Here is a 21,670-nt window from a genome sequence, read left to right as displayed (position 1 = left end):
AAATCGGTGAAGCCCGCGCTTCCATCCGGAAACACAAAGGCGTTCACAAGGTCCAGAAACAAGGGCTTGCGCTCCTCGCGACCAAACAAAAATTTAAAGAAACGATCGTTGAGGCGGTATATCCTTCCCTGCTCCAGCTCCGCCTCGATTTGCCCTTCCGTCACGGGCCCCAACGCCGGGCCGATCAGCTCACCGTCGCGCTCCCGCTCTGCATCCTCCATAGTCCCCACCCCCTCACAGCCTTATTATACAATTGGACGGTTGCGTTCAGAGGGACCATCCAGCACCTCAAATGCCTCCCCTTTCAGGGGACCAATACGGGGAAAGGCCAGGCACCTGTCCAAACATAAAAAGCGGAAGGGCCGGAGCCCTTCCGCTTTCGTTCGTCTTCTGCCTGTATCTGCCGGCGCCTAACCGATGGAGCTGTTAAACGACCGGACTAGTTCTTCCTGCGAAGGAGGAACGCCGCACCAGCCACCAGCGCCAGAGCGCCGAAGCCCGCGTCGCAGCCGCCGCCGGAGCTGGACTTCTTGTCGGAGCCGCCGCCCTTGGTCACGGTGATGCTGGTCGTCGCGGAACCCTTGACCGTCGCGTCACTCTTCAGGACGGAGGTAGCGGTAACCGTCATGGTGCCCTCGGCACCGGCCGTCAGAACGACCTTCTTGCCGGCAAGCGGCGTCTTGATCGTGCCGCCCGTGACCGTCACGTCCTCTGAAACCACGTCGGCCGAGGCGTTCTTGTAGGTCCACTCGCCCAGGGTCACGGTGACGTCGGCGCCAGGAGCCACGGACGTCGCAGAAGGCGTCAGGGTGGCTGTCAGCTTATCCTCCGCAGGAGGCGTGGGATTGCTCGGGTTCACCGGGTCGGTGACGTTGGCGCCGAACTCGATGAGGATCGTGTTGCTGTTCTCGTCGAGGTGCGCAACCGCCTTCGTGTTCTCGGGCAGGTCAGAGGTGTTGGACCACACAATGCGGACCTTCGCGTAGTCCTCGTAGTTCACGTTGCTGTTCTCACGCAGGAAGTGCAGGCGGTTCCACTGAGGAGCGTTGGTGGAGAAGACCGCCTTCACCCAGCCGGCGGGGATGCTCTTCGGGTTGCTGAGCTTGGAGGTATCCAGCTGGATGACCAGACGACGGTCGCGGTCCTTCTGGCCCGCGCCGAGGCCGGTGTAGTCGATCTCGTGAGCCTGGAACACCGGGGCCTTGCCCATGGCGTCCGCGCGGCTCGACGCGATGTCGCTGTCGTTCAGCACGAGGTTGATGCGGCTGTCGTCGGTGACCCACAGGTTCATGCGGTGCGCCTTGTCCAGGTTGAAGTCGCGGACGCCGTCGGCCAGGGAGAGGACGGCCTCGGGCCACACGAAGACGTGCATGAAGGGCTCCGCATTCGCGGGGATGAGGCTCGTGCTCATGGGATAGCTGTCGAGGCGCAGCGCGCCGCGCTCGATATCAACACGCGTCGGGTTGCTCATCGTTCCCGCCACGTCCCAGCTGCCGCTGCCGCCGAAGGCAACCGTGCCGGTCCAAGAGTCATGGAAGGCGTTGCCCGTAGGCGTCGCATCCGTCGTGAACTGCTCGCCGCTCTTGTCGCTTCCCTGGTAGCCGTAGCCCAGCTTGACGGCGCGCGGGTTGATGCGGAAGTTGGCCGTCTTGGCGATGCCGCGGTTCAGCAGGGAGAGGTCCTTGAAGGTCAGGGTCGCGCCGTTCACCGCGCCCGCAGCGCCCAGCTTCTGGCCGCGCGTCACGTTCGGCAGGTCGAAGCTCGCAGCGGCTGCAAACACGCCGACTTCTTGGGTCGTATAGCCGCGGTCCCAAGCCTCAGCCCCCTCAGCACCGATGGTGACCTCGCCGGCGCCGATGGACTTCGCCTTCGCGATCTGGAGGACGCCCGTGCTCACCAGCGTGTCGCCCTTCTCGCCGGCGCCGTTGCCGCCGATCTCGTTCTCGCCGTTGATGTAGAGCACCGCCTGCTGCGGGTCGATAAGGCCATCGTCCTTCTTGTCGTCATCGGGACGAAGCGTTCCAGCACCCTTAGCTTCAAGGATCAGGTCGAAGTTACCCTTCAGCAGGCCGTCGGCCACGCTGTTCTTCTGGTGCAGGAAGATGGCGATCTGGGGATAGAACTTCTTCCCGGCGATCAGGTAGTCGTCGGCCTCGAAGACACCGCCCGTCACGATGTTGAAGTCGTCGAAGAACTGGCTGCGGTCCACGATGACCTTACCCTTGCCCTCCACGCGCAGCGGGTTGTAGATGTCCACGTGGTTGGCCACCTTCACGAAGTTGGCGTTGCCGTCGGCAGGGGCATAAGCAGCCGAAGACCCCTGATAGGGGACCCACGTTCTGCCCAGCGAGCCACGGAAGTGGTCGTTGTTCACGGCGCCTGCGCCGGCAATCACCTGCAGGGTGCCGTCCACCACCGTGGTGCCGCCGCGGTGGAAGGCGCCGTCCAAAGCGAAATGCTTACCCGCTACGCTGGCATTGCCTGCCACGTGCGTCGCATCCGTCGCCAAGCTGGTGTCCTTGGCGCTGCCATAGATCTTCATCATGCCGTTGCCGGTCTTGACCAGACGAAGGTAGTGCCTATCGGTTTCCGTCGCAGGCTTGACCGGAACGTCTTTAGCAGCCTGAAGGGTGGGCTTCACCATGTCCAGCTGGGCGAGGCCGTCCCGGAACTCGAGGCCCTGCAGCGCACCCGCCATGCTGCTCGGCGTGGAGTCCACCACGACGTAACGGAGCTCATTCTCCTTGGGGCCCGCCGTGGCCTGATCGGCCCACAGGAGGTAAAGAGGCTGACGGCCGGCTACAACCACGGTCCCGTCCGGGTCGGTGTGGCCGAAGATCAGGGAGTCCACGCCCTCGCCCATAAGGACGGGAGCACTCTTTTCCCCGCGGCCCATCACGCCCACCCAGCCCTGGCCGATGGCGTTGCTGTTGGTCAGGCCCAGCGTGCCGCCCATCAGGACGGTACCGCCGGCGAAGACGTTGCGGGTAGCCGCCAAGGGGTTGTCCTTGTTGGCGCCCCTCAGGACGACCTTGCCCTCCTCGCCCTCGGCGTTGACGACGATCTGGGCGTCATCATTACCTTTGAGCGTCTTACCATCCTTAGGCGCTACGTCGAGGACATCATCCTTCGCCGCGCCCTTCAGGTAAAGGTGGTCAAGCGTGAAGTCAATAGTTCCCGTCGTCTTGCCCGCCTTGCCGGAACCCACAAGGGTGTTTGCGGTAGCGACCGCCGTCTCGTAGTCATTGGGGTCCTCGGTCGTCACGGTTATGACGTTGGTCATAGCCACCGCCCAGGCCACCCCGGCCGTCAGCGCCAAGGTCAGCGTCAGCAGGCCAAACAGTTTCAGTTTCTTACTCAACCGAAATTCCTCCTCTCAAAATCCGAATCCCAAGGGCAGGTGCAGCGCCCCGAGGATTCAAGCCACAAAGCGCGCGTCCGTTTTTCAAACGGACAAATTTAAATCCTGATCTTGCCTGTTATCCTTCCCTAGTTGCGATAACATGCCGCGGCCCTAGAGCCGCACCGCGCGCGCCGCCTTCCTTACAGGCAGCACGGCGTAAGCGCAGAGGGCCGTTTCCAGCCCGCAAAGCCAAAGAACGCCAGCGCCGACAAACACTCCTTTCTGGCAGAGACTCCGCCCCCACGGCGTTTGGTTCGTCGCACGGGCGCGGCCGCCGGGGACGTTTTTGAAGTTCGGCAGAAGACAAAGCGACGCCGATAGAGAAGCCGCGCCTTTGGTATAGAATTATACACGCAACGCCGCGGTAAATGCAAGACCTAGGGACCCTTTTTTGCAGAAAACCGCAAGTTTGTTCCGGGAGGCGCGGGGAAACGGCCGGAGGAGCGGAAGATAACCCCCTCCACCTCACTTCGTTCGGCCACCTGATGAAGCCCCTATTTGTCTAACATCTCCCGCTAACGCCGAAAGACGACAATAAATTGTCCTCTTTCGGCACAGCCGACCGACACGACGCCGACCGCCTGTCGGCGTCCGTAAGTCGTGTCGTCTGGCCGAACCCCTCCGCTACCGCTTCTGCAGGGCCCGGACCTCCTCCGGCGTCATCCCCACCGCCCCGGCGATCTGCTCCGGCGTCAGGAGTCCCGACGCGCAGAGTTGGGCCACAACCTCCGCGCGGCCCAGCTCACGGCCCTCATCCTTCACGTGCACCAGGATGCTCTCCATCTTCGCCCGTTCCTCCGCGCGGCCCTCCGCGCGGCCCTCCGCGCGGCCCAGCTCACGGCCCTCAGTACGGCCCAGTTCCTGCCCCTCGCGCATCAGTCTTTCCGAGTACAGCTCAAGAACCTGTCCGCCCATAACCTCGTGAACCTCCCTTCGTATCCTACTCTCAGTCCCCAGCATGTGGTCCACTACCCTCATGATCAGCTCCATCAGGTCCGCTCGCGAAAGTTCCTCGTCCTCGTCCTGCACCAGCCCCCTCAGGATCGCCTCAAACTCCTGACGAAGCTCCGCAAGCCTCCCCTCGTCCTCCTCGATCCGACAGAACTGCTTCTCGTAGCGCATGACGTAGTACGGCAGAAAAAACAGCAGCCGCTTCTCGAAAATCTTCTCCCGCGTGTACTCCTGAACCTTGACTACAGGCGTCCTGTACCAGAACACGCCCCCGTCCGGCAGGTTCACCTTCACCTTGAGCTCCTCAGGAGTGGTCCGCCCGTGGCGCAGGTACAACACGCAGGAGTGCGGAAAGCTCATCTCGCAGCTCCCTCCGGCCCTCAGCGCCCCATCCAGCGCGATGCGAAAGTCGTACTCGATCATCCGCACCGCCATCGTCCCGTCCGGCGTGCTCTGGCACTCCACGTGGTACGTCCTGTCCCGAACCTGCAGCACGGAGTCCGTCACCGTCCTCCCGCCAGGCCCGATCTGCTCGTTGCGGAACTGCTCCATGCGTTCGTCCGGACCATAGTCCGTCCCAAACACCTCGTTCAGCACCGCTGGCACAAGACGCGGCAGCTTCTGGAGCATCGTCCGAAACACGTCGTCAAAGATCGTCCCGCTGCCAGGCTCCCCAGCCGGACGCCCCTCCAGCTCCTCCGTCCCCATCGTCCTCTCTCGCCTCCACACCCTCGACTGCACTTCTCCGCCTGCATTATAACCCAACGGCGCACCGTACAAAAAGGGCGGAAAGGCCGCAACCTTCCGCCAAAAACCGTTCAATATGCCCACTTCCCCGACAGAAGGCGGGCCGAAAAACGACCCCTCCCACCCTTCGGGCCACCTCCCCTTTCAGGCGAGGCAGGGCAAGCGCCGAGTATTCCCCTGTTTCGGACGGTTTTGAGCGAGAGGGCTTGTTTGTTATAATGAGGCCAGGAGCTGAAGGGATGGGGGGATGGTGCGGATGCTGGTCAACACGCCCTACGACGACGTGTTCCGAACGCTTCTGAACGATTGTTCGAGCCTCATTATCCCATTGGTGAATGAGATATTTCACGAGTCGTACTCCGGGGACGAGGCGGTGGAGCTCTACCCGAACCAGCACTTTATCAACGGTCAGGACGGCAAGGAACGTGAGCGCATCACGGACTCGTGTTTCGGGATACGGGGCAAGTCGCTGAAGAAGTACCACATCGAGTGCCAGAGCACGTCGGACGACACGATGCTGGTGCGGATGTTCGAGTACGACGCGCAGATCGCGCTGGATGCGGGCGAGGTCGAGGGTGGCGTGTTGACGGTTCGTTTTCCTGCGTCAGCGATCCTGTACCTTCGGTGCCGCGCGACCACGCCGGACGTGCTGACGGTCCGCATCGAGCTGCCCGGCGGAAGGTCTGCGGCCTACGATATCCCGGCGATGAAGGCCCAGCGGTACACGCCGGAGGAGATATTCTCCAAGGGACTGCTGTTTCTCATCCCCTTCCACATTTTTGCGCATGAGAGGCGACTTGGGAGGTACGAGAGGGACGAAGGGTTGCTGCGGGACTTTCTGTCGGAGTACGCAGGGATACGGGATCGGCTTGAGGGGCTGGCGGAGAGCGGGAAGTTGACGGAGTACGTGAAGCGGACGCTCGAGGAGATGTCTGGTAAGGTGTTGGAGCACGTAGCCCGTCGACACAAAAAGGTGAGGGAAGGAGTGAAGTCCATCATGGGAGGCAGGGTGTTGGAGTACGAGGCGAAGACGATCCTGAGGGAGGGCATCGCTCTGGGCGAGGCCAGAGGGCTGGCCAAAGGCCTGAACGAGGGTATCGCCTCCACGGCACGGCGGATGCTGGTGCGGGGCGTCCCACTGGAGCAGGTCGTTGACTTCACCGGGCTGTCCCTCGGCGAGGTTGAGGCGCTGCGGAGCGGGGAACCGTGAGGTTGCCGGCGAAGCCCAAAGATGCGATGATTGCACAGGCGCTCCCCGCGTGGGGAGCGCCTGTGCTTTAGCTCCCCGAAGGGGGGTGGGGAGACAAACTTACGCAGTAGGTTTCACTGAAAACATTTGTCTGACATCTCCCGCCAACGCCGAAAGACGACAATAAATTGTCCTCTTTCGGCACAGCCGACCGACCGGCCCCCTCCGCCCCCGTCCGGCTAGCGCCTCCTGAGAAGGAGGAGGCCCGCCACGACGGCCAACCCCATCAGGCCCGACAGGCCGGCGCTGCACCCGTTCAGGCCCTCGTTCTTCCGGTCCGAGTCCAGACTGAAGGACAGGTCCCGGCTGTACTGCCGCCCGTTTATCTTCCAGTGGAGCGTGGAGCGCCACTCCCCCTCCCCGATGCGGAACCTGAACCGGTACTGGTAGAAGCCCTCGCTGCGGCGCGCGTCGTCGTATTCGAACCTTCCGCTCAGGCTCCCGTTCCGCTGTCTCAGGACCATGTAGACGGAGCCCGTGTCCGGCTGGCGGTTGAAGCGCGCCGTCGTGGTCATGTAGTCGCCCGGGTAGGCGGGGTCGGAGGTCACCCGGTAGGAGGCGAGACCATTCTCAACGCTTTCCTCCCGGATCAGCGAAATGCTCTCCTCGTACCGCTTCGTCTCCGCGTCCCCACCCGGAGCGTTCCAACGGAGGAAGGCGCGGCGCATCCCGGACTCCGCCTTGAAGGTCACGGAGACGCGCCACTCGGAGGCGCCCTCGTACGTCCGCTGCTCGCCGTCGCTCTCCCGGAGGGACCAGGAGCGGAGGGTCCTGCCCTCAGCATCCGTCACGGAGACGACCAGCGTCCCGTCCTGGGGACGGAGGCCGTAGCGAAAGCGGACCGTCAGCGTCATGTTCTCGCCCGCGACGGGTTCGTCGGGGTAGGACCGGAACTCGATCAGCCCGACGTCCCCGGAACTCGTCACCCCCGCCTCCGCAGCACAGGGGAAAAGGCAAAACGCCGCCAGGGCCGCCAAAAGCAGCCCCACCCCTCCGAAAGCCCTCAACGGTCCGCACACAAATTTCCTCATCAAATCAACATGCTCCTTTCAATATATATTGATGCTCGATATTTTATGATGCTCTTACGCTCCCCATTGCCGTTGCACCACCCCTCGGCGGAGCGTTTCAACGCGCTCAGTTGCCGATGTGCAGCAGGTTGTCCAGCAGTTGCTCCGTGATCTGGTCCTTCGTGGACCGATCCTCCGGGCTCCCGCCGCCGGGGCCGGTGGGGAACTTCAGGTTCAGACGGAACTGGGTGTCATCCCTCTGCTTCTGCTGGTTTCCGTTGAGGGAGTCCAGCGGAAGGTAGTCCTGCAGGGGCTTGTCGATCTTCAGGTTCAACAGGCGCAGCTCCTGCCAACTGTTGGACAGGGTGAAGGATACGTCCTGGAAGTCCCGGCCCCGCAGCCCGATGGCGCGGCCCAGCGTGTCGCGCACCAGGCCCCCGGACAGCCCGCCCGTCATGTACTGAAACACGCCCTTCAGGGCCCCAAGGATCTGGTCCAGCAGCTTGAGGTCGAAGCGCCCTTTGCAGACCAGCTTCAGCCCCTTGCCGGGGATGCCCAGGGAGCCGTTGACGGAGAAATAACGGTAGAGCGGCTCCTCCGGCCCCGCCGTGGCCTGGGACCCCGGGTTCAGGAAGAGGTCCGACCCGTCCCAGAAGAAGGTCCCCCGGACGTGCTCAAAGCTGATGCGCTTCGTGGGGGAGATCGCGTCGATGAGCTCCATCCCCCGCAGACAGCCGCTGGAGGTGATGAAGCGCCCCGCGGCAAAGCTCGTGGCCAGGAAGCCGAAGTTCCCCTTCAGGTCCGCCTCCAGGTCCGCGCTGCCCACCAGCTCTCCCTCCGTCAGGAACGGCGCGGTGAGACGACCCAGGTCCACGTCCCGCGCGGTCAGCCGGCCCTTCCATCGGGAGCCCTTCAGGTCCGCCTCGACGCTCAGTCGGACGACACCCCCCGCCAGGTCGGCGCTGCCCTCCTTCATGAGGACCTTCCCCCTCCCCGTCAGGACCGTCATCGGGAGGGAGACGTTCGCGACGTCCACACTGCCCACGGCGGTGAGCTTCTTCGAGGCGACCGTCACCTCGATGGGCCCGTCCCCCGGCGCCGTGCCCCTGACGCTCACCGTCGCCGCGCCGGAGACCATGCCCACGGCCTGAGGGGCCACCTCCGCCGCCAGGACCCCCAGGTCCATCGGCGCCGTCCGCACCGTCCAGGCCCACGCCTTGCCCGCCCGCTTCAGGACGCCTTCCATGGAGAGCTTAAAACTCCCCTTCCGCCCGCTGGCCGTCAGGGCGTACCGGCCGGCCGATGGGGACGTGAGGGTGAGGGACGCAGCGTCGATCACCACCTGGTTGACGGAGACGGGGGAGTCCACCCGCAGCGTCAGGGCGGGCCGCGCCAGGGTCCCCTTCAGGGCCAGAGAGCCGTCCAGGGAGCCGCCCAGGGGGGCAGCCTCCAGGAAGCGCTCGGCCAGCGGCCGCAGCGCCAGCCCCTTGACGCTCATCGAAACGTCCAGGACGCTGTCCGCCAGACGCTTCTTCCCCGCCGTGACCCGGCCGCTGCCCGAAATCAGGGCCGACCCCACCCTGGCTTCCAGCTTTCGAATGGAGACCTGGGCCGCGTTTCCGCCCGCCGCGAGCGTCACCGTCGGGACCTCGACCCCCCAGGCCCGCACCCCCTCCGCCTGGAGGCTCGCCTGCAGGGAGGCCGTCGAGAGCTCGCCCTTCACGCTGAGGTGGCCTCGCACCGTCCCCGCCACCGGGACGGAGGGCGCGAGGTCCTTCACCAGGCGGGCCAGGTCCAGCGCCGGGACGGAGGCCGAGAGGTCCAGACGCGGGGAGCCCGGCGCGAAGGTCACATCGCCCCGCAGGGACACGACGCCCCCCGCCAGGCTCACCCGCGTCTCGGGCAGGGAGAGGCGGCCCGCCGCGTAGGTGGCCGAGACGTCCAGGTTCCCCAGGGGGACGTTCGCCGCCCGGTTGTTCCGCCCCCTCAGGCGCACCGTCGCGCGGGGGTCCTCAAAGCCCCCCTCGACCTCCGCCTCCAGGTCGCAGAGGCCTCGAAGCTGCCCCGCCAGTTGGGGGAAGGTTCGGGGGTCCAAGTCTCGGAGGCTGGCCTGGAAGGACAGGGTCCGATCCCCCAGGTCCGCCGCGCCCGACGCGGAGAGGGAGGCGGAGCCCAGCCGCGCCGTCAGGGAGTCCAGGCTCGCCCGTCCCCTTCGCCAGCGGAGGTCCGCCTGAAGGCCCGACAGATTGAGGCCCGCCGCGGAGAGCTTCTCCGACGCGACCCGGCCGGAGACGGAGAGGTCCTCCGCCACCCTGAGGGTGACGGTGGCCCGGCCCGAAAGCCGGTGCTCCGCCAGCGCCGGCAGCACGGCGGCGGCGCTGGACAGGTCGGCGTTCACCACGGAGAGGATCAGCCGGGGCAGGAGCTTTCCGTCCTTCTCCGCCACCTCGCCGCGCCCGAAGAGCTTGCCGCCGAACACCTCCCCGCCACAGGAGACCCTGGGGGCCTCCCCAGCCCCCAGGCGGGCGTCCAGGGTCAGCCCCTTCACCAGGCGCTGCCCCCCTGCGGAGACCTCCGGGAGGCGCGCCGCGAGGCGCCCCTCCCACCTCTCCAGGTCCCCGGAGAGGTCGAAGCTCACCAGCCCCCCCTCGCCTTCCAGCCCCGCGCCCGGGGCTGCAATGCGCCCGATCTCCCTCAGGGAGAGGTTTTGCGCTTCGCCACGGGCCGCGACGCGCAGCGCTTCCATCCCGCGGCTCAGGTCCGCCGAGGCCTCCAGCCGGATGGAGGACGCCGCCGTCCGGAGCTCGCCCCCCGCCACCGACAGGACCCCACCGGCCCAGCGCCAGGGCACCCGCAGGGAGAGGGGAACGTCCGCCACCGCGCCCTTCCGGAGGGTGAGCACCCCCTCGGCCCTCACGTCCCCGGAGTCCGCACGGACCTGAAGCCGTCCGTGCAGGAGGCCGGAGGCCCGCGGGGTTCCATCGGGAGCCAGGGCCATGAGGGGCGCCAGCGGCAGCGCCGACAGGTCCGCCCTGAGGTCCAGCGCAGGCAGAATCCGGCCCTGAAGCGCCCCACGCCCCCCGCCGACGCGGAGGTCGGAGGAGAGGACCTCGAGGGGCTGAAAGCTCAGCCTCCCCTTCAGCGCGATCGGCAGGTCCTCCGCCGGGGTTTCCGCCCGCGGCCTGAGGTGGGCGGAGAGGGCCAGGTCCCCCTCCTCCGTCAGCGTCAGCTCGGAGAGGTCGAGAGTTCCCTGAGAAAGGATCAGGTGCAGGTCCCGCAGGGAGGCCCTCAGGGGGTACACGGCGGGGCTGGCCCCCTCCGCACCGCCTGCGAAACGTCCAGCCAGCTCTTGAATCCTCTCCACGTCGGCGCTTAGTCCCTGAACCTCAAGGGATCGGACCCAGGGGGTCCCCCGAAGGGTCAGCCCCCAATCCAGGCTGACGGCGGCCCGGTCCAGCGTCAGGTACGTCGCGTCCCCCGACGCCAGGACAAGGCCCTGCACCTCATAACCCTGGAACAGGGACCCCTCCACCCCCTCCAGCCTCAGGGCCGGCGTCATGGCGCCGCCGATCCATCGAGCCAGGGGTAGCACGAGCCAGGAGCCCGTGGGCAGCCAGAAGAGCGTCGCGGCCGTTGCCGCAACCAAAAGGAGCAGGGCCAACAGGCCCTTCAAGAACTTTGTCAAATGGAAAGACCTCGCTTCGTTCCTCATCAATTCCCACAACCGCAAAACAGCGAACGGACGCCGGGGCCACCTCTCCCCCGCGTCCCTGGACGCGATTATAAAGGAAACGGGGGGAAAAATCCTGGAGGCTTTTCCTCAATCTTACGGCCCCTCAAAAAACGCGCAGGAAGCCTGAGCCCTTCGACCTGCGGTCTGTGGGCTTCGAGGCTCCAATGCCGAAAGTGGGGCAAAAAATGAACCTTTGGTCCGTGTGGATGGAATTGTGGACAAGTGGACAACCCGGTGGATATTTTTCCGCGATGCGTTACGACATCGCCGTTCCGACCCGCAATGTGGATAAGTGGACGGTGTGGAAGAAGCGACGCCGGGGAAAAAATCAAGTCTTGACTTTTTTCGATTTTGACCTCAGCGTCCATTCCTCCATTCTCGCGAAAAGCACAAAAGGATTTCTACAAAATCGCAAAGTATGGTATAAATAGCCCCGTGCGCGCCGGAGAGCCAAGGTCCCGGAGCGCACACGACCGAACCCTTAAGGAGAAGTGCCCGTGAAAAAGACGCAGAAAAACCAGGCCCCATCAGACGTGCGGAGAATCCAGGGCGGCGCGGGGGCCCGCCGCATCTTCAGCGACGTGGAGCGCCGCTACATCGCGCCGGAGGCCCTGGCCCTGGCCTCGTCGCTCCTGGAGTCCTGGGCCGTCCCCATGGAAACGATGGAGAAGGCCCTCATACAGGCCCTCGTCCTGGGGATGGCCAGCAACTCCGCCACCGACGCCTCCACCCTTCAGAACCTGGTGGACGCCGTGTCGCTGGACCCCACCTTCAGTATCCCGCTCCTGCTGGCGCCCTCCCAGTCCCAGCCGAGCTGGGTGTGCTGATGAGCCCCGCCAAGAAAGCGGCGGCCAAAAAGCGTACGGCCCAGGGGCCGGAGGCCGCCACGGAAAAGGCACCCACGACCGCAGCAAAGGCGCCGGCCGCAAAGCGCGCGGCCAGGAAGCCAAAGGCTGTCGCAGAGAAGGCACCCGCGACGAAAGAGCCGGCCGCGAAGCCTGCGGCCAAGCGAACGAAGGCCGCCACGAAAAAGGCACCCGCGGCCGCAGCAAAGGCGCCGGCCAGGGCGTCCCGCAGGCGCACCGGCCCCCTCAGCGCCGAGGGGCGGACGCTGATCATCGTGGAGTCCCCGGAGAAGGCCCAGACCATCAATGGCTTCCTGGGGAAGGACTACCTCGTCCGGTCCAGCAAGGGGCACATCCGGGACCTGCCCCGCAGCCGCATGGCCATCGACATCGAGCACGACTTCAAGCCGGAGTACATCCTGGTCAAGGGCAAGGCCGCCCTGAAGAACGAGCTCCTGGCTCTGGCCCGGAGCGCCGCGAACGTCCTCCTGGCCTCGGACCCGGACCGCGAGGGGGAGGCCATCGCCTGGCACCTGGCGGAGGTGCTGGGGGTGGACCTGGCCAGCCGGTGCCGCGTGCGCTTCTACGAGATCACGGCCAACGCCGTGCGGAGCGCGGTGCAGGCGCCGGACTTCATCGACCAGAACCGGGTGGACGCCCAGCAGGCCCGCCGCGTCCTCGACCGGCTGGTGGGGTACACGCTGAGCCCCCTCCTCTGGAAGAAGATCCGCTACGGCCTCTCCGCGGGGCGCGTGCAGTCCGTGGCGCTGAACCTGATCTGCCAGCGGGAGCGCGAGATCCAGAAGTTCGTCCCGGACCCCTACTGGGTGGTGACGGTGCGGGCCTCCGCGCCGGGGGACCGCCTCTACGAGCTGAGGGCGGACCGGCTGGACGGGAAGTCCCTGATGAAGGGGACGCTGCCGCTCCTGATCAAGGACGAGGCCACGGCGGACGATATCCTGGAGGAGGTGCGGAACCACCCCCTGACCGTTTCGGAGTTCCGCCTGCGCGAGAGCCCCAGGGCGGCGCCGGCCCCCTTCCGCACCAGCACCCTGCAGCAGGAGGCCTCGCGGCGCCTCGGCATGGTGCCGCGGCGCACGATGCGCGTGGCCCAGGAGCTCTACGAGGGCCTGAACGTCCCCGGCCGCGGCAGCGTGGGCCTCATCACCTACATGCGCACGGACAGCCTGAGGCTCTCCGAGGAGGCTTTGGGGCTCTGCCGGGACTTCATCGAGCGGACCTACGGCGCCGAGCGGCTGCCGAAGGCCCCCAACGTCTACGCGGCGCCGGGCCGCAGCCAGGACGCGCACGAGGCGATCCGCCCGACGGACGTGACCCTCACGCCGGAGGCCGTCCGGGACGCGATGTCGCCCGAGCAGTTCCGCCTCTACGACATGATCTGGCGCCGGTTCACGGCGTGCCAGATGGCGCCCGCCGTCACGGCGAAGGCCACGCTGCGGGCGGAGGCCGGCCGCGTCGGCCTGAAGCAGGAGGGCGAGAGCCTGGTCTTCGACGGATGGAGCGCGGTGTGGCCCCTGGACCTGAAGGGGGAGCGGCTGGAGCCTGTCGAGGCGGGGACGGTCCTGACCCCCACCGACATGACGAAGGAGCAGCGCTTCACGCGCCCGCCGGCCCGCTACTCGGAGGCCAGCCTAATCAAGACGCTGGAGGAAAACGGGGTGGGGCGCCCCTCCACCTACGCCACGATCTCCGGCACGCTCGACGTGCGCGGCTACGTGGAGAAGAACGAGGAGAAGCGCTTCTGCCCCACCGCCCTGGGGATGACGGTGGACGAGTTCCTGATGCGCTACTTCGACCGCAAGGACCTGTCCTCCATCGTGGACGCGGGCTTCACCGCCCAGATGGAGCGGGAGCTGGACGAGGTGGAGGAAACCCGCCGCCGCTGGCTGGACGTGGTGCGGGAGTTCTGGACCGAGTTCTCGCGAACGGTGGAGGAGGCCCAGAGCGCGGAGCGCGTGCCCCTTCCGGAGCCGGAGCCCATCGGTGAGGACTGCCCCGAGTGCGGGAAGCCTCTGGTGAAGAAGCGCGGGCGCTTCGGGGAGTTCATCGCCTGCACCGGCTACCCGGAGTGCCGCTACACCCGCGCCATCCTGAAGACCATCGGCGTGCCGTGCCCCAAGTGCGGCTCGGAGCAGGGCGGCACGGTGGTGAAGCGGCGCAGCCGGACCGGCAGGACCTTCTACGGCTGCTCCCGATACCCCGACTGCGACTACACCTCCTGGAACCAACCGACGGGCGACCGGTGCCCGGAGTGCGGGGCGGACCTCTACCGGCGCGGACGGACCCGCTTCTGCACCCAGTGCGGCTACAAGGCCGCGGACGACGCGCCCTCCGACGAGTGACGGGACGAAGCCAAGAGATGGACGAAAAGGTCGGAGGGCTCATGGACATGCCGTTCACCGTCGTCGGCGGCGGGCTTGCGGGATGCGAGGCGGCGTGGCAACTGGCCCGGCGCGGCCTGCCCGTGCACCTGTTCGAGATGCGGCCCCTGGCCACGACGCCGGCCCACAGCACGGACCGGCTGGCGGAGGTGGTGTGCAGCAACTCCTTCGGGGCGGACCGGGGACGCGAGCGCCCCTCCGCGGGGGGCATCCTGAAGGACGAGCTGGCCCTGGGCGGCTCCCTGATCCTGGAGTGCGCCGAGGCCTGCCGCGTGCCCGCGGGCGGCGCGCTGGCCGTGGACCGGGAACGCTTCTCGGCCCTGGTCACGGAACGGATCACCGCCCGCCCGGAGGTCCAACTGATCCGCCAGGAGGTCACGTCCCTGCCGGAGGGCCCGGCGATCCTCGCCACGGGCCCCCTCACCTCCGCCCCCCTGGCGGACGCCCTGGCCGCGGCACTGGGCCGCGGGTACGTGGCCTTCTTCGACGCGGCGGCCCCCATCGTCACCCGCGACTCCATCGACATGGAGAGGGCCTACGTCGCGGGACGGTGGGGCGGGAGCGGGGACTACATCAACTGCCCCATGACGCGGGAGGAGTACCTGGCCTTTCACGACGCGCTGGTCCACGCGGAGCGCGCGCTGCCCCACGACTTCGAGCGGGGGATGTACTTCGAGGGCTGCATCCCCATCGAGGCCCTGGCGGAGCGGGGCACGGACACCCTGCGCTTCGGCCCCCTCCGCCCGGTGGGGCTGGAGGACCCCCGGCCGGGACACGGCGGCCGCGCCTGGGCCGTCGTGCAGCTGCGGCAGGACGACGCCGCGGGGACGCTCTTCAACCTCGTGGGCTTTCAGACCGGGCTGAAGTGGGGAGAGCAGCGGCGCGTGTTCTCCATGATCCCCGGCCTCGAGCGCGCCGAGTTCGTGCGCCTGGGGGTGATGCACCGCAACACCTCCGTCTGTGCGCCCGCCGTGCTGGACCCGTGGCTGCGCCCCGCGCCCACGGGGCGAGGGGACCTGTTCCTGGCGGGACAGATCACGGGGGTTGAAGGGTACATGGAGAGCACGGCCATGGGGCTCGCGGCCGGCCTCCACGCCGCCTGTCTGGCGACGGGCCGCCCCCTGCCCGTCTGGCCCGACGAAACGGTCGTCGGGTCCCTGATGCGCTACCTTCGAACCGCGGACCCAGAGCGCTTTCAGCCCATGAACGCCAACCTGGGCATCCTCCCTCCGCTGGAGAGCCGGATACGGGACAAAAAGCTCCGCGCGGCGGCCTACCGCGACCGCGCCCTGGCCGCCGCCGAGGGCTTCTGGCGGGCTCAGGGCGTCCCCGCGCCTTGACGTCAGCACGGCGAATCAATAAAATAGTGCCATCTTCAGCTTAAGGAGGTCGTGTTATGAAAAGGATTTGCGTTATTCTGGCCGCCCTGCTGGCCGCGACGCTGGCCGCGTGCCCCGCATCGGCTGAGTTCGTGCGCAGGGTCGTGCCCCTGGAGCGAGAGGGCGTCAAGCTCTTCCTGGAGTCCCTCGAAAGCGGGGACGCGAGCGTCCCCCGGAAGCCGCTGCTCCTGGTCCATGGACTGACCTACTCCTCCCACGAGTTCGACGTGGACTATCAGGACTACAGCCTCGCCCGCTTCTTCGCGGAGAAAGGCTACGCGGTGTGGCGCCTGGACATCGCGGGCTACGGCTCGTCCCAGGCCGTTGAGGACGGCTTCCTGCCAAACTCGGACTACGCGGCGGAGGACATCGCGGCCGCGGCGGGCGTCATCCTGAAGGAAAGCGGAAGCGCAAAGCTGGACGTGCTGGGCTGGAGCTGGGGCACCGTCACCAGCGGGCGCTTTGCCGCAAAGTACCCGGACCTGGTGCGCAGGCTCGTGCTCTACGCCCCCATCGTGGCCGGCCTGGGGGCCGTCGAGGTGACGAAGCCCTTCAACCACAACACCTGGGCCCACGCGGCGGGCGATTTTCAGACGCGCCAGGACCAGAGCATCGACTACGACATCGTGGAGCGCGCCGTGGCGGACACGTTTCTGTCCAACTGCTGGCGCTACGACGGGGACTCGAGCCCCAACGGCGGGCGCCGGGACCTCTTGGTGTCGGACGACGTGCGCCTGATCCCCACCGCACAGATCAAGGCGCCGACGCTGATCATTGCCGGATCAGTGGACCCCTACGTTTCCCCGGAGCTCTGCCGGGAGGCCTTTGAAACCCTGCCGAACAAGGGTTCAAAGCTGGAGATCGTTGAGGGCGCCGCCCACGCCATGATGATGGAAAAGCCTTGGTACCAAACCTTCCGGGAGAAGGTGCTGGACTTCCTCAAAGAGCAGGACTGACCTCGGACGGAGGGGACGGCGAAGGGCGCGGCAGTCGAGGTCGGACTGCCGCGCCCTTTTTTGTGCCCGGCCCCTAGCGGAACGACACGACGGTCACGCCGAAGCCGCCCTCCCCCTCGCCCCCGAGGCGAAAGTCCTTGACGTACTTCAGCCGGGCGCAGAGCGCGTGGACCTCCCGGCGCAGGATGCCCTCGCCCCGCCCGTGGATGACCGTGACGCTCGTGTGGTTGGCGCGGTAGGCGCGGTCCAGGTAGCTCTCCACCAAGGGCATGGCCGTCCCCACGTCCATGCCCCGCACCATGATGGAGCTGGGGACCGTTTCCGCCCTGGACATGGCCTCGGCGTTGGGAGGCGGCACGGCGACCTTGGCCTTTTTCTCCGTCGGGGCCAGCTGCTCCAGGGGGACCTCCACGCGCATGGGGCCCGCCATCAGCGCCGCGCGGCCGTTCTTCACGGACTCCACCACGCCCACGATGCCGCTGCCGGCCACCTGCACCGTGACGCCCGGCTCCACGACAAAGGTGGCGGGGCGGCTCGCGATCTCCCGCTCCACGCGCCTGCTGCGGCGCCGATCGATGCCGCTCCGTATCCTCCGAATCTCCTGCCGGCGGCCCTCCAGCCCCTGACTCGCACTCATCTTCACCGTCTCCTCCAGGTCGCGGATCATGCCCTTCGACGCCGCCTCCGCCCGGCTGAGCAGCTGCTCCGCCCGACGGTCCGCCGCCTCCATGATGCTGTCCCGCTGGCCGTCGATCTCCCGCACCCGGTCCTGATAGGCCTGCCGCAGGCGCTCCGTCTCCTGAACGGTCGCCTGGAAGCTCCGCTCCGCCTGGTCCAGCGCCGCTCGCCGCTCCACCAGCTCCCCCATCAGCTCCTCCGCCGAAACCTCGTGGGTGGCCAGCTCCCCCTGAGCCAGCTTCAGGACCTCCTCCGGCATCCCGTAGCGCCGGGCGATGGCCAGGGCATTGCTCTTTCCGGGGACGCCCATGAGGAGCCGGTAGGTTGGGGCCAGGCGCTCCGCGTCGAACTCCATGCTGGCCGTCTCCACTCCGGGCGTCGTCAGGGCATACTGCTTGATGGGGTTGTGGTGCGTGGTGGCCAGGGTCGTGCAGCCGCGGCCCCGCAGGGTCTCCAGGATGGCCGTCCCCAGGGCCGCCCCCTCCTGGGGGTCCGTCCCCGCCCCCAGCTCGTCCAGCAGCACCACGGACTGGCGCGTGGCGTCCCGCAGGATGCCCACGATCTTCCTCAGATGCGCGCTGAAGGTGGAGAGGTTCTGCTCGATGCTCTGCTCGTCGCCGATGTCGGCGAAGAGGGCGTCGAAGCTGCCGATCCGGGTGCCGTCCCGGGCGGGCACCGGCAGGCCGCACCAGGCCATCAGCAGGAGCACTCCCACGGTCTTGAGGACCACCGTCTTGCCCCCCGTGTTGGGCCCGGTCACCACCAGGGTGGAGAACCCCTCGTCCTCCCCGCAGGACACGTCCACGGGAACGGCCGCGTCCTTCAGCATGGGATGCCGCGCCCCCACCAGGTGAAGGCCGCGCTTCCGGCTCAGCGCCGGGACGATCCAGCCCCGCCCACGCACCAGCCCGTCGCAGGCCGTCATCAGGTCGAGCTCCCCCAGCACGCGCTCCGCCGCGTCCAGGGCTCCCGCGCGGGCCAGGACCTTCCGCGTCAGGTCCAGCAGGATCAGCTGCTCCTCGTCGCGCTCGTCGTGGGTCCGCATCAAGAGGCCGTTGTTGATGGAGGAGAGCATCCGGGGCTCCATGTAGACGGAATTTCCGGAGCTGGAACGCTCCACGGCAAGGCCGGGGAAGCGGTTGACGTACTCCTGCCGCACCAGGAGCAGGAAGCGCCCATCCCGCCAGGCCAACGTCCGCTCCTGGAGCATGTTCAGGACGTTGGGGTCGTTCAGCAGCCGCTCCGCCGTGCGCCGCCCGGACCGCTTCAGAGATTCAAGCGCCTCCCGAATCTGAGCCAGCTTCGGGCTGGCCCGGTCCGCCAGGCGCCCCGTGTCCTCCACCACGGAGAGGGCCTCGATCTCCGGGGCAAAGTCCCTCAACCTCCGGCGCAGCGCCTCGAGGGCGGGACGCGGGACGTCCGCCAGGCCGTCCCGCACGCGCTTCGCCGCGCCCATCAGGGCGCGCACCATCAGGAGCTCGCCCCCCGACAGGATGCCGCTGCGCCGGGCCCCCTCGAAGAGGGGGGTGACGGCGGGCAGGTCCGCGCTCCACTGAGGGGCCCCCTGGGCGTCCAGCAGGTCCTGCCACTCCCTCAACAGGTCCGCGCGACGGCTGAGGCGGGCGAAGTCCTCCGCAGGGGCCAGCCGATCGAGGGCCAGGGCTCCCAGCTCTCCCCCCAGGCGTTCCCGCAGGGGCGACAGGGCCTTGCGGAACTCCAGGAGCTCCAGGACGGAGGGCTCCGCGTGCATCAGTGGCTCACGTCCGGCGAGGCGGGCACGGCCAGCACGTCCTCCGACCGGACCACCCCCTCGTCCTGTGAGGCTGATGCGGGGAGAGCCAGGGCGGCGGTTCCGACGGATAGGGCCCCGGACCGCAGCTTCTCCAGGTCCAGCAGTCCCTGCCCCTCGAGGAAGCGCACCGCAGGCGGCCAGGCTATGGCCGCCGCGCGCATGGCGCGGCTCTCCGCCATCCAGTCGGTGGGGACGACGGCGGAGAACATCGTCAGCAGGCCGTAGACGAAGATCAGGACGCAGAAGGTCTTGACCGCGCCCATGGCGAGCCCCAGCACGTGGTCCGGCAGCGACAGGTTGGCCGCCGCGATCAGCATGGAGAAGAGCTCCGCCAGGGCGGCGAAGAGGATGGACATCGCAAAGAAGATGGCGACGGCGCAGCCCAGCCCCGTCAGCCGAAGGTCCCAGGAGGGGAAGTGCCTCAGCACGAACTCCGCGGCAGGCCCCGCCAGGGTCCAGGCGGCCACCGCGCTGACGACGGAACCCACAAGGCTCAGGACCTCACCAAAGAAGCCACGCAGCGCCCCTCGCACCAAAAAGAAGGCCAGGAGGCACGCAGCCAACACGTCAACGATCAAAGCAATACTCATGGAAATTTCTCTCCTTAAGTTGTTGATATACGCCCAATTGGGGCGGCCGTCACGCCTCACCCGGCGCGCCGGCGTACTCCACCCGATTGCGTCCGTTCTTCTTGGCGGAGTAGAGCGCGTTGTCCGCACGCTCCACCAGGGTTTCCGGCGTGTCCTCCCGGGTCAGCTCGGACACCCCCAGGGAGATCGTCACCTGCTTCCCCTCCCCGAGGCTGCGGGAACGGACCTCGCAGGAGCTGCGGATGCGCTCGGCGATGGCAACGGCGGTCATCATGGGCGCGCCGTCCAGGACGGCGCAGAACTCTTCCCCGCCGTAGCGCGCGGCGATGTCGCACTCCCGGAGGGAACCCTTCAGAATCTCCGCTATCAGGATCAGCGCGCCGTCCCCCTCCTGATGGCCCCAGGTGTCGTTGAAAACCTTGAAGTGGTCGATGTCCATCATGATGAAGGACAGGGGACGGTTTCTGGAGCGGACGCTCGCGATGCGCTCGGCCAGCGAGTACTTCAGAAATGCGTGGTTGTACAGGCCCGTCATGGCGTCCCGCTGGCTGAGCTCCCGGTAATAGCTGCTCTGGGCCTGAAGCCGGGTGTAGTCGTGGAAGCGCGTCCGCGTCTCATAGAGCGGGATGCAGGTGACGCCCAACAGCAGGATCAGGAAGAGGCCCATGCTGACCATGCCCATGAAGAAGGCCCCGCCGAGGGACAGGAAGGTATAACAGAAGAGCCCCACGAAGGACAGGGCAAAGGCGAGGTTGACGGCGAAGAAGGTCAGCAGGTAGAAGTCCCGCCGTCCCATGCGGTACAGGTGGAACGCCAGGTTCAGGAAGCCCGCGACGTTGACCAAGAAGGCCAGAAGGATCGCCGTCACGAGCAGGCCCGGACGGTTCGTCTGGCTCAGCAGCGTCACGGAGAGGCCCAGCAGGACCTGCGCCCACGTCATGGGGCTGCCTCCCCGGGTGCGCTCCCCTCCAAGGGAGTAGAACACCGCGTGGTTGAGTGTGGACCAGACGACGTTCAGGACGCCGTAGAAAAGCCAGGTGAGGAAGTAGATCAGGCGCATCGGCAGGTCGAAGTAGAGGCTGGGATAGCGGTTGAAGAACAAAATGAAGAAGAAGAACGCGACCTGCCCAACGATGGCGCTGCGGTAGAACGGGCTGCCCGTGGAGAGGTAGAACAGGAGGTAGGCCAGGATGAAGCCCAGAAGGGAGCAGATAAAGAGGGTGTGGAACGAGAAGGCCTCCATCTGTCGCGCAATGAACTGGTCCTGGTCCAGGATGTGCAGGTAGGCGCTCAGCGGCAGGGTGTTCAGGATTCGCAGGTAGACGTGGCGGCCCGGCCGCGCGTCAAAGAAACAGGGCATGAGGAAGACCGGGTGCGGGTTACGGATCGCGCCGTTCCCCTCGAGGGGCCTGCCGCTCCAGGAGGCCCAGAGCATAAGGCGGTCGGAGTTCACGGGGTCCGGCACGAAACACTCCACCCGCGTGACCTGGGTGGTGGACAGCAGGGCCACCTGGCTGCGACGCAAAAATGGACACCCACTGTCATGGACGAACTGCGCGACGGGAATCCGAAACCAACGCTCTCCATTGAACGACGCCATCTGCATCACGCCGTTCCTCATGGGGACGAAAGCCTCCGACCTCAGGGCCTCGACCCGGCGCGCCCTTTCCTCCGCCGTTTCCCCGTCAAGGGCCGGCAGCCCGGCGGACGCGGGAAGCTCCTCGATCGCCGCAAGGCGATACTGCCCCCAGTTCTCGCCCGCCCGGTACGCCATGCACATCACGGCCAAAAGGAAGACGACTACTAGAAGGAAACCCAACCACCATCGCAGCCTCTTCAATTTATCCCTGTCCTTTCCGTGCCCTCTCGGCCCACCAGGCCGCTATTCGCATCCCAAACACATCAAAAGAAGCTCAAACGGGCAGATCGTGCAGG

13 protein-coding genes are annotated in these 21,670 nt (G+C 66.9%); 5 read left to right on the top strand and 8 right to left on the bottom strand.

All coding sequences use genetic code 11. The annotated features are described in order from the left end of the window. The 3 genes from ACO41U_RS02180 to ACO41U_RS02170 form a co-directional block, all read right to left on the bottom strand. A partial coding sequence (locus ACO41U_RS02180) for a hypothetical protein (protein ID WP_485941303.1) occupies positions 1-221 on the bottom strand: 221 nt, incomplete at its 3' end. 218 nt (positions 222-439) lie between these two features. Further along, positions 440-3,361: a Synerg-CTERM sorting domain-containing protein gene (locus ACO41U_RS02175; RefSeq protein WP_485941302.1), complete on the bottom strand. Its 2,922-nt coding sequence runs from the start codon at positions 3,359-3,361 to the stop codon at positions 440-442. A 666-nt stretch (positions 3,362-4,027) separates the two neighbouring features. Further along, the gene (locus ACO41U_RS02170; protein ID WP_485941301.1) at positions 4,028-5,095 is read right to left on the bottom strand and encodes an RpnC/YadD family protein; all 1,068 of its coding nucleotides are present in this window, start codon (positions 5,093-5,095) and stop codon (positions 4,028-4,030) included. A 253-nt stretch (positions 5,096-5,348) separates the two neighbouring features. Between ACO41U_RS02170 and ACO41U_RS02165 the strand changes: the two genes are divergently transcribed. Beyond that, a complete protein-coding gene (locus ACO41U_RS02165) occupies positions 5,349-6,311 on the top strand; it encodes an RpnC/YadD family protein (RefSeq protein WP_485941300.1) in 963 nt (320 codons plus the stop codon). 218 nt (positions 6,312-6,529) lie between these two features. On the opposite strand, the gene ACO41U_RS02160 is transcribed toward ACO41U_RS02165, so the two are convergent. Both ACO41U_RS02160 and ACO41U_RS02155 read right to left on the bottom strand, forming a co-directional pair. Beyond that, positions 6,530-7,381 (bottom strand): hypothetical protein, encoded by an 852-nt coding sequence (locus ACO41U_RS02160; RefSeq protein WP_485941299.1) that lies wholly within the window; start codon positions 7,379-7,381, stop codon positions 6,530-6,532. Positions 7,382-7,487: 106 nt separating this feature from the next. After that, positions 7,488-11,045 carry a hypothetical protein gene (locus ACO41U_RS02155; protein WP_485941298.1) on the bottom strand — a complete coding sequence of 1,186 codons (3,558 nt, stop codon included), beginning with the start codon at positions 11,043-11,045 and terminating at the stop codon, positions 7,488-7,490. A 545-nt stretch (positions 11,046-11,590) separates the two neighbouring features. Here ACO41U_RS02155 and ACO41U_RS02150 point away from each other — a divergent pair. Genes ACO41U_RS02150 through ACO41U_RS02135 form a run of 4 tightly spaced genes read left to right on the top strand, consistent with a single transcriptional unit; the run spans position 11,591 to position 16,675 of the window. Next, positions 11,591-11,920 (top strand): hypothetical protein, encoded by a 330-nt coding sequence (locus ACO41U_RS02150; protein WP_208873550.1) that lies wholly within the window; start codon positions 11,591-11,593, stop codon positions 11,918-11,920. Then, entirely contained in the window at positions 11,920-14,301 is a 2,382-nt protein-coding gene (topA, locus tag ACO41U_RS02145) for a type I DNA topoisomerase (RefSeq protein WP_298780801.1), read from the top strand. The genes ACO41U_RS02150 and topA overlap by 1 nt, the downstream gene beginning before the upstream one ends. A 17-nt stretch (positions 14,302-14,318) precedes the next feature. Next, positions 14,319-15,680, top strand: coding sequence for a methylenetetrahydrofolate--tRNA-(uracil(54)-C(5))-methyltransferase (FADH(2)-oxidizing) TrmFO (gene trmFO, locus ACO41U_RS02140; protein ID WP_485941297.1), 1,362 nt, complete (start codon positions 14,319-14,321; stop codon positions 15,678-15,680). Between the two features lie 56 nt (positions 15,681-15,736). After that, positions 15,737-16,675, top strand: a complete 939-nt coding sequence (locus tag ACO41U_RS02135; protein WP_298780808.1) for an alpha/beta fold hydrolase — start codon at positions 15,737-15,739, stop codon at positions 16,673-16,675. Positions 16,676-16,748: 73 nt separating this feature from the next. Here the strand turns inward: ACO41U_RS02135 and ACO41U_RS02130 are convergent, their stop codons facing one another. Genes ACO41U_RS02130 through ACO41U_RS02120 form a run of 3 tightly spaced genes read right to left on the bottom strand, consistent with a single transcriptional unit; the run spans position 16,749 to position 21,575 of the window. Further along, positions 16,749-19,103 carry an endonuclease MutS2 gene (locus ACO41U_RS02130; RefSeq protein WP_485941296.1) on the bottom strand — a complete coding sequence of 785 codons (2,355 nt, stop codon included), beginning with the start codon at positions 19,101-19,103 and terminating at the stop codon, positions 16,749-16,751. Further along, entirely contained in the window at positions 19,103-19,735 is a 633-nt protein-coding gene (locus ACO41U_RS02125) for a CvpA family protein (protein WP_485941295.1), read from the bottom strand. The genes ACO41U_RS02130 and ACO41U_RS02125 overlap by 1 nt, the downstream gene beginning before the upstream one ends. Positions 19,736-19,784: 49 nt before the next feature. Beyond that, positions 19,785-21,575, bottom strand: a complete 1,791-nt coding sequence (locus ACO41U_RS02120) for a GGDEF domain-containing protein (RefSeq protein WP_485941294.1) — start codon at positions 21,573-21,575, stop codon at positions 19,785-19,787. Between the last annotated feature and the right edge of the window lie 95 nt (positions 21,576-21,670).

Source organism: Fretibacterium sp., assembly GCF_057312375.1.
Note: the sequence above shows the minus strand (reverse complement) of the source record. Positions and strands in the feature narration are given on the sequence as shown.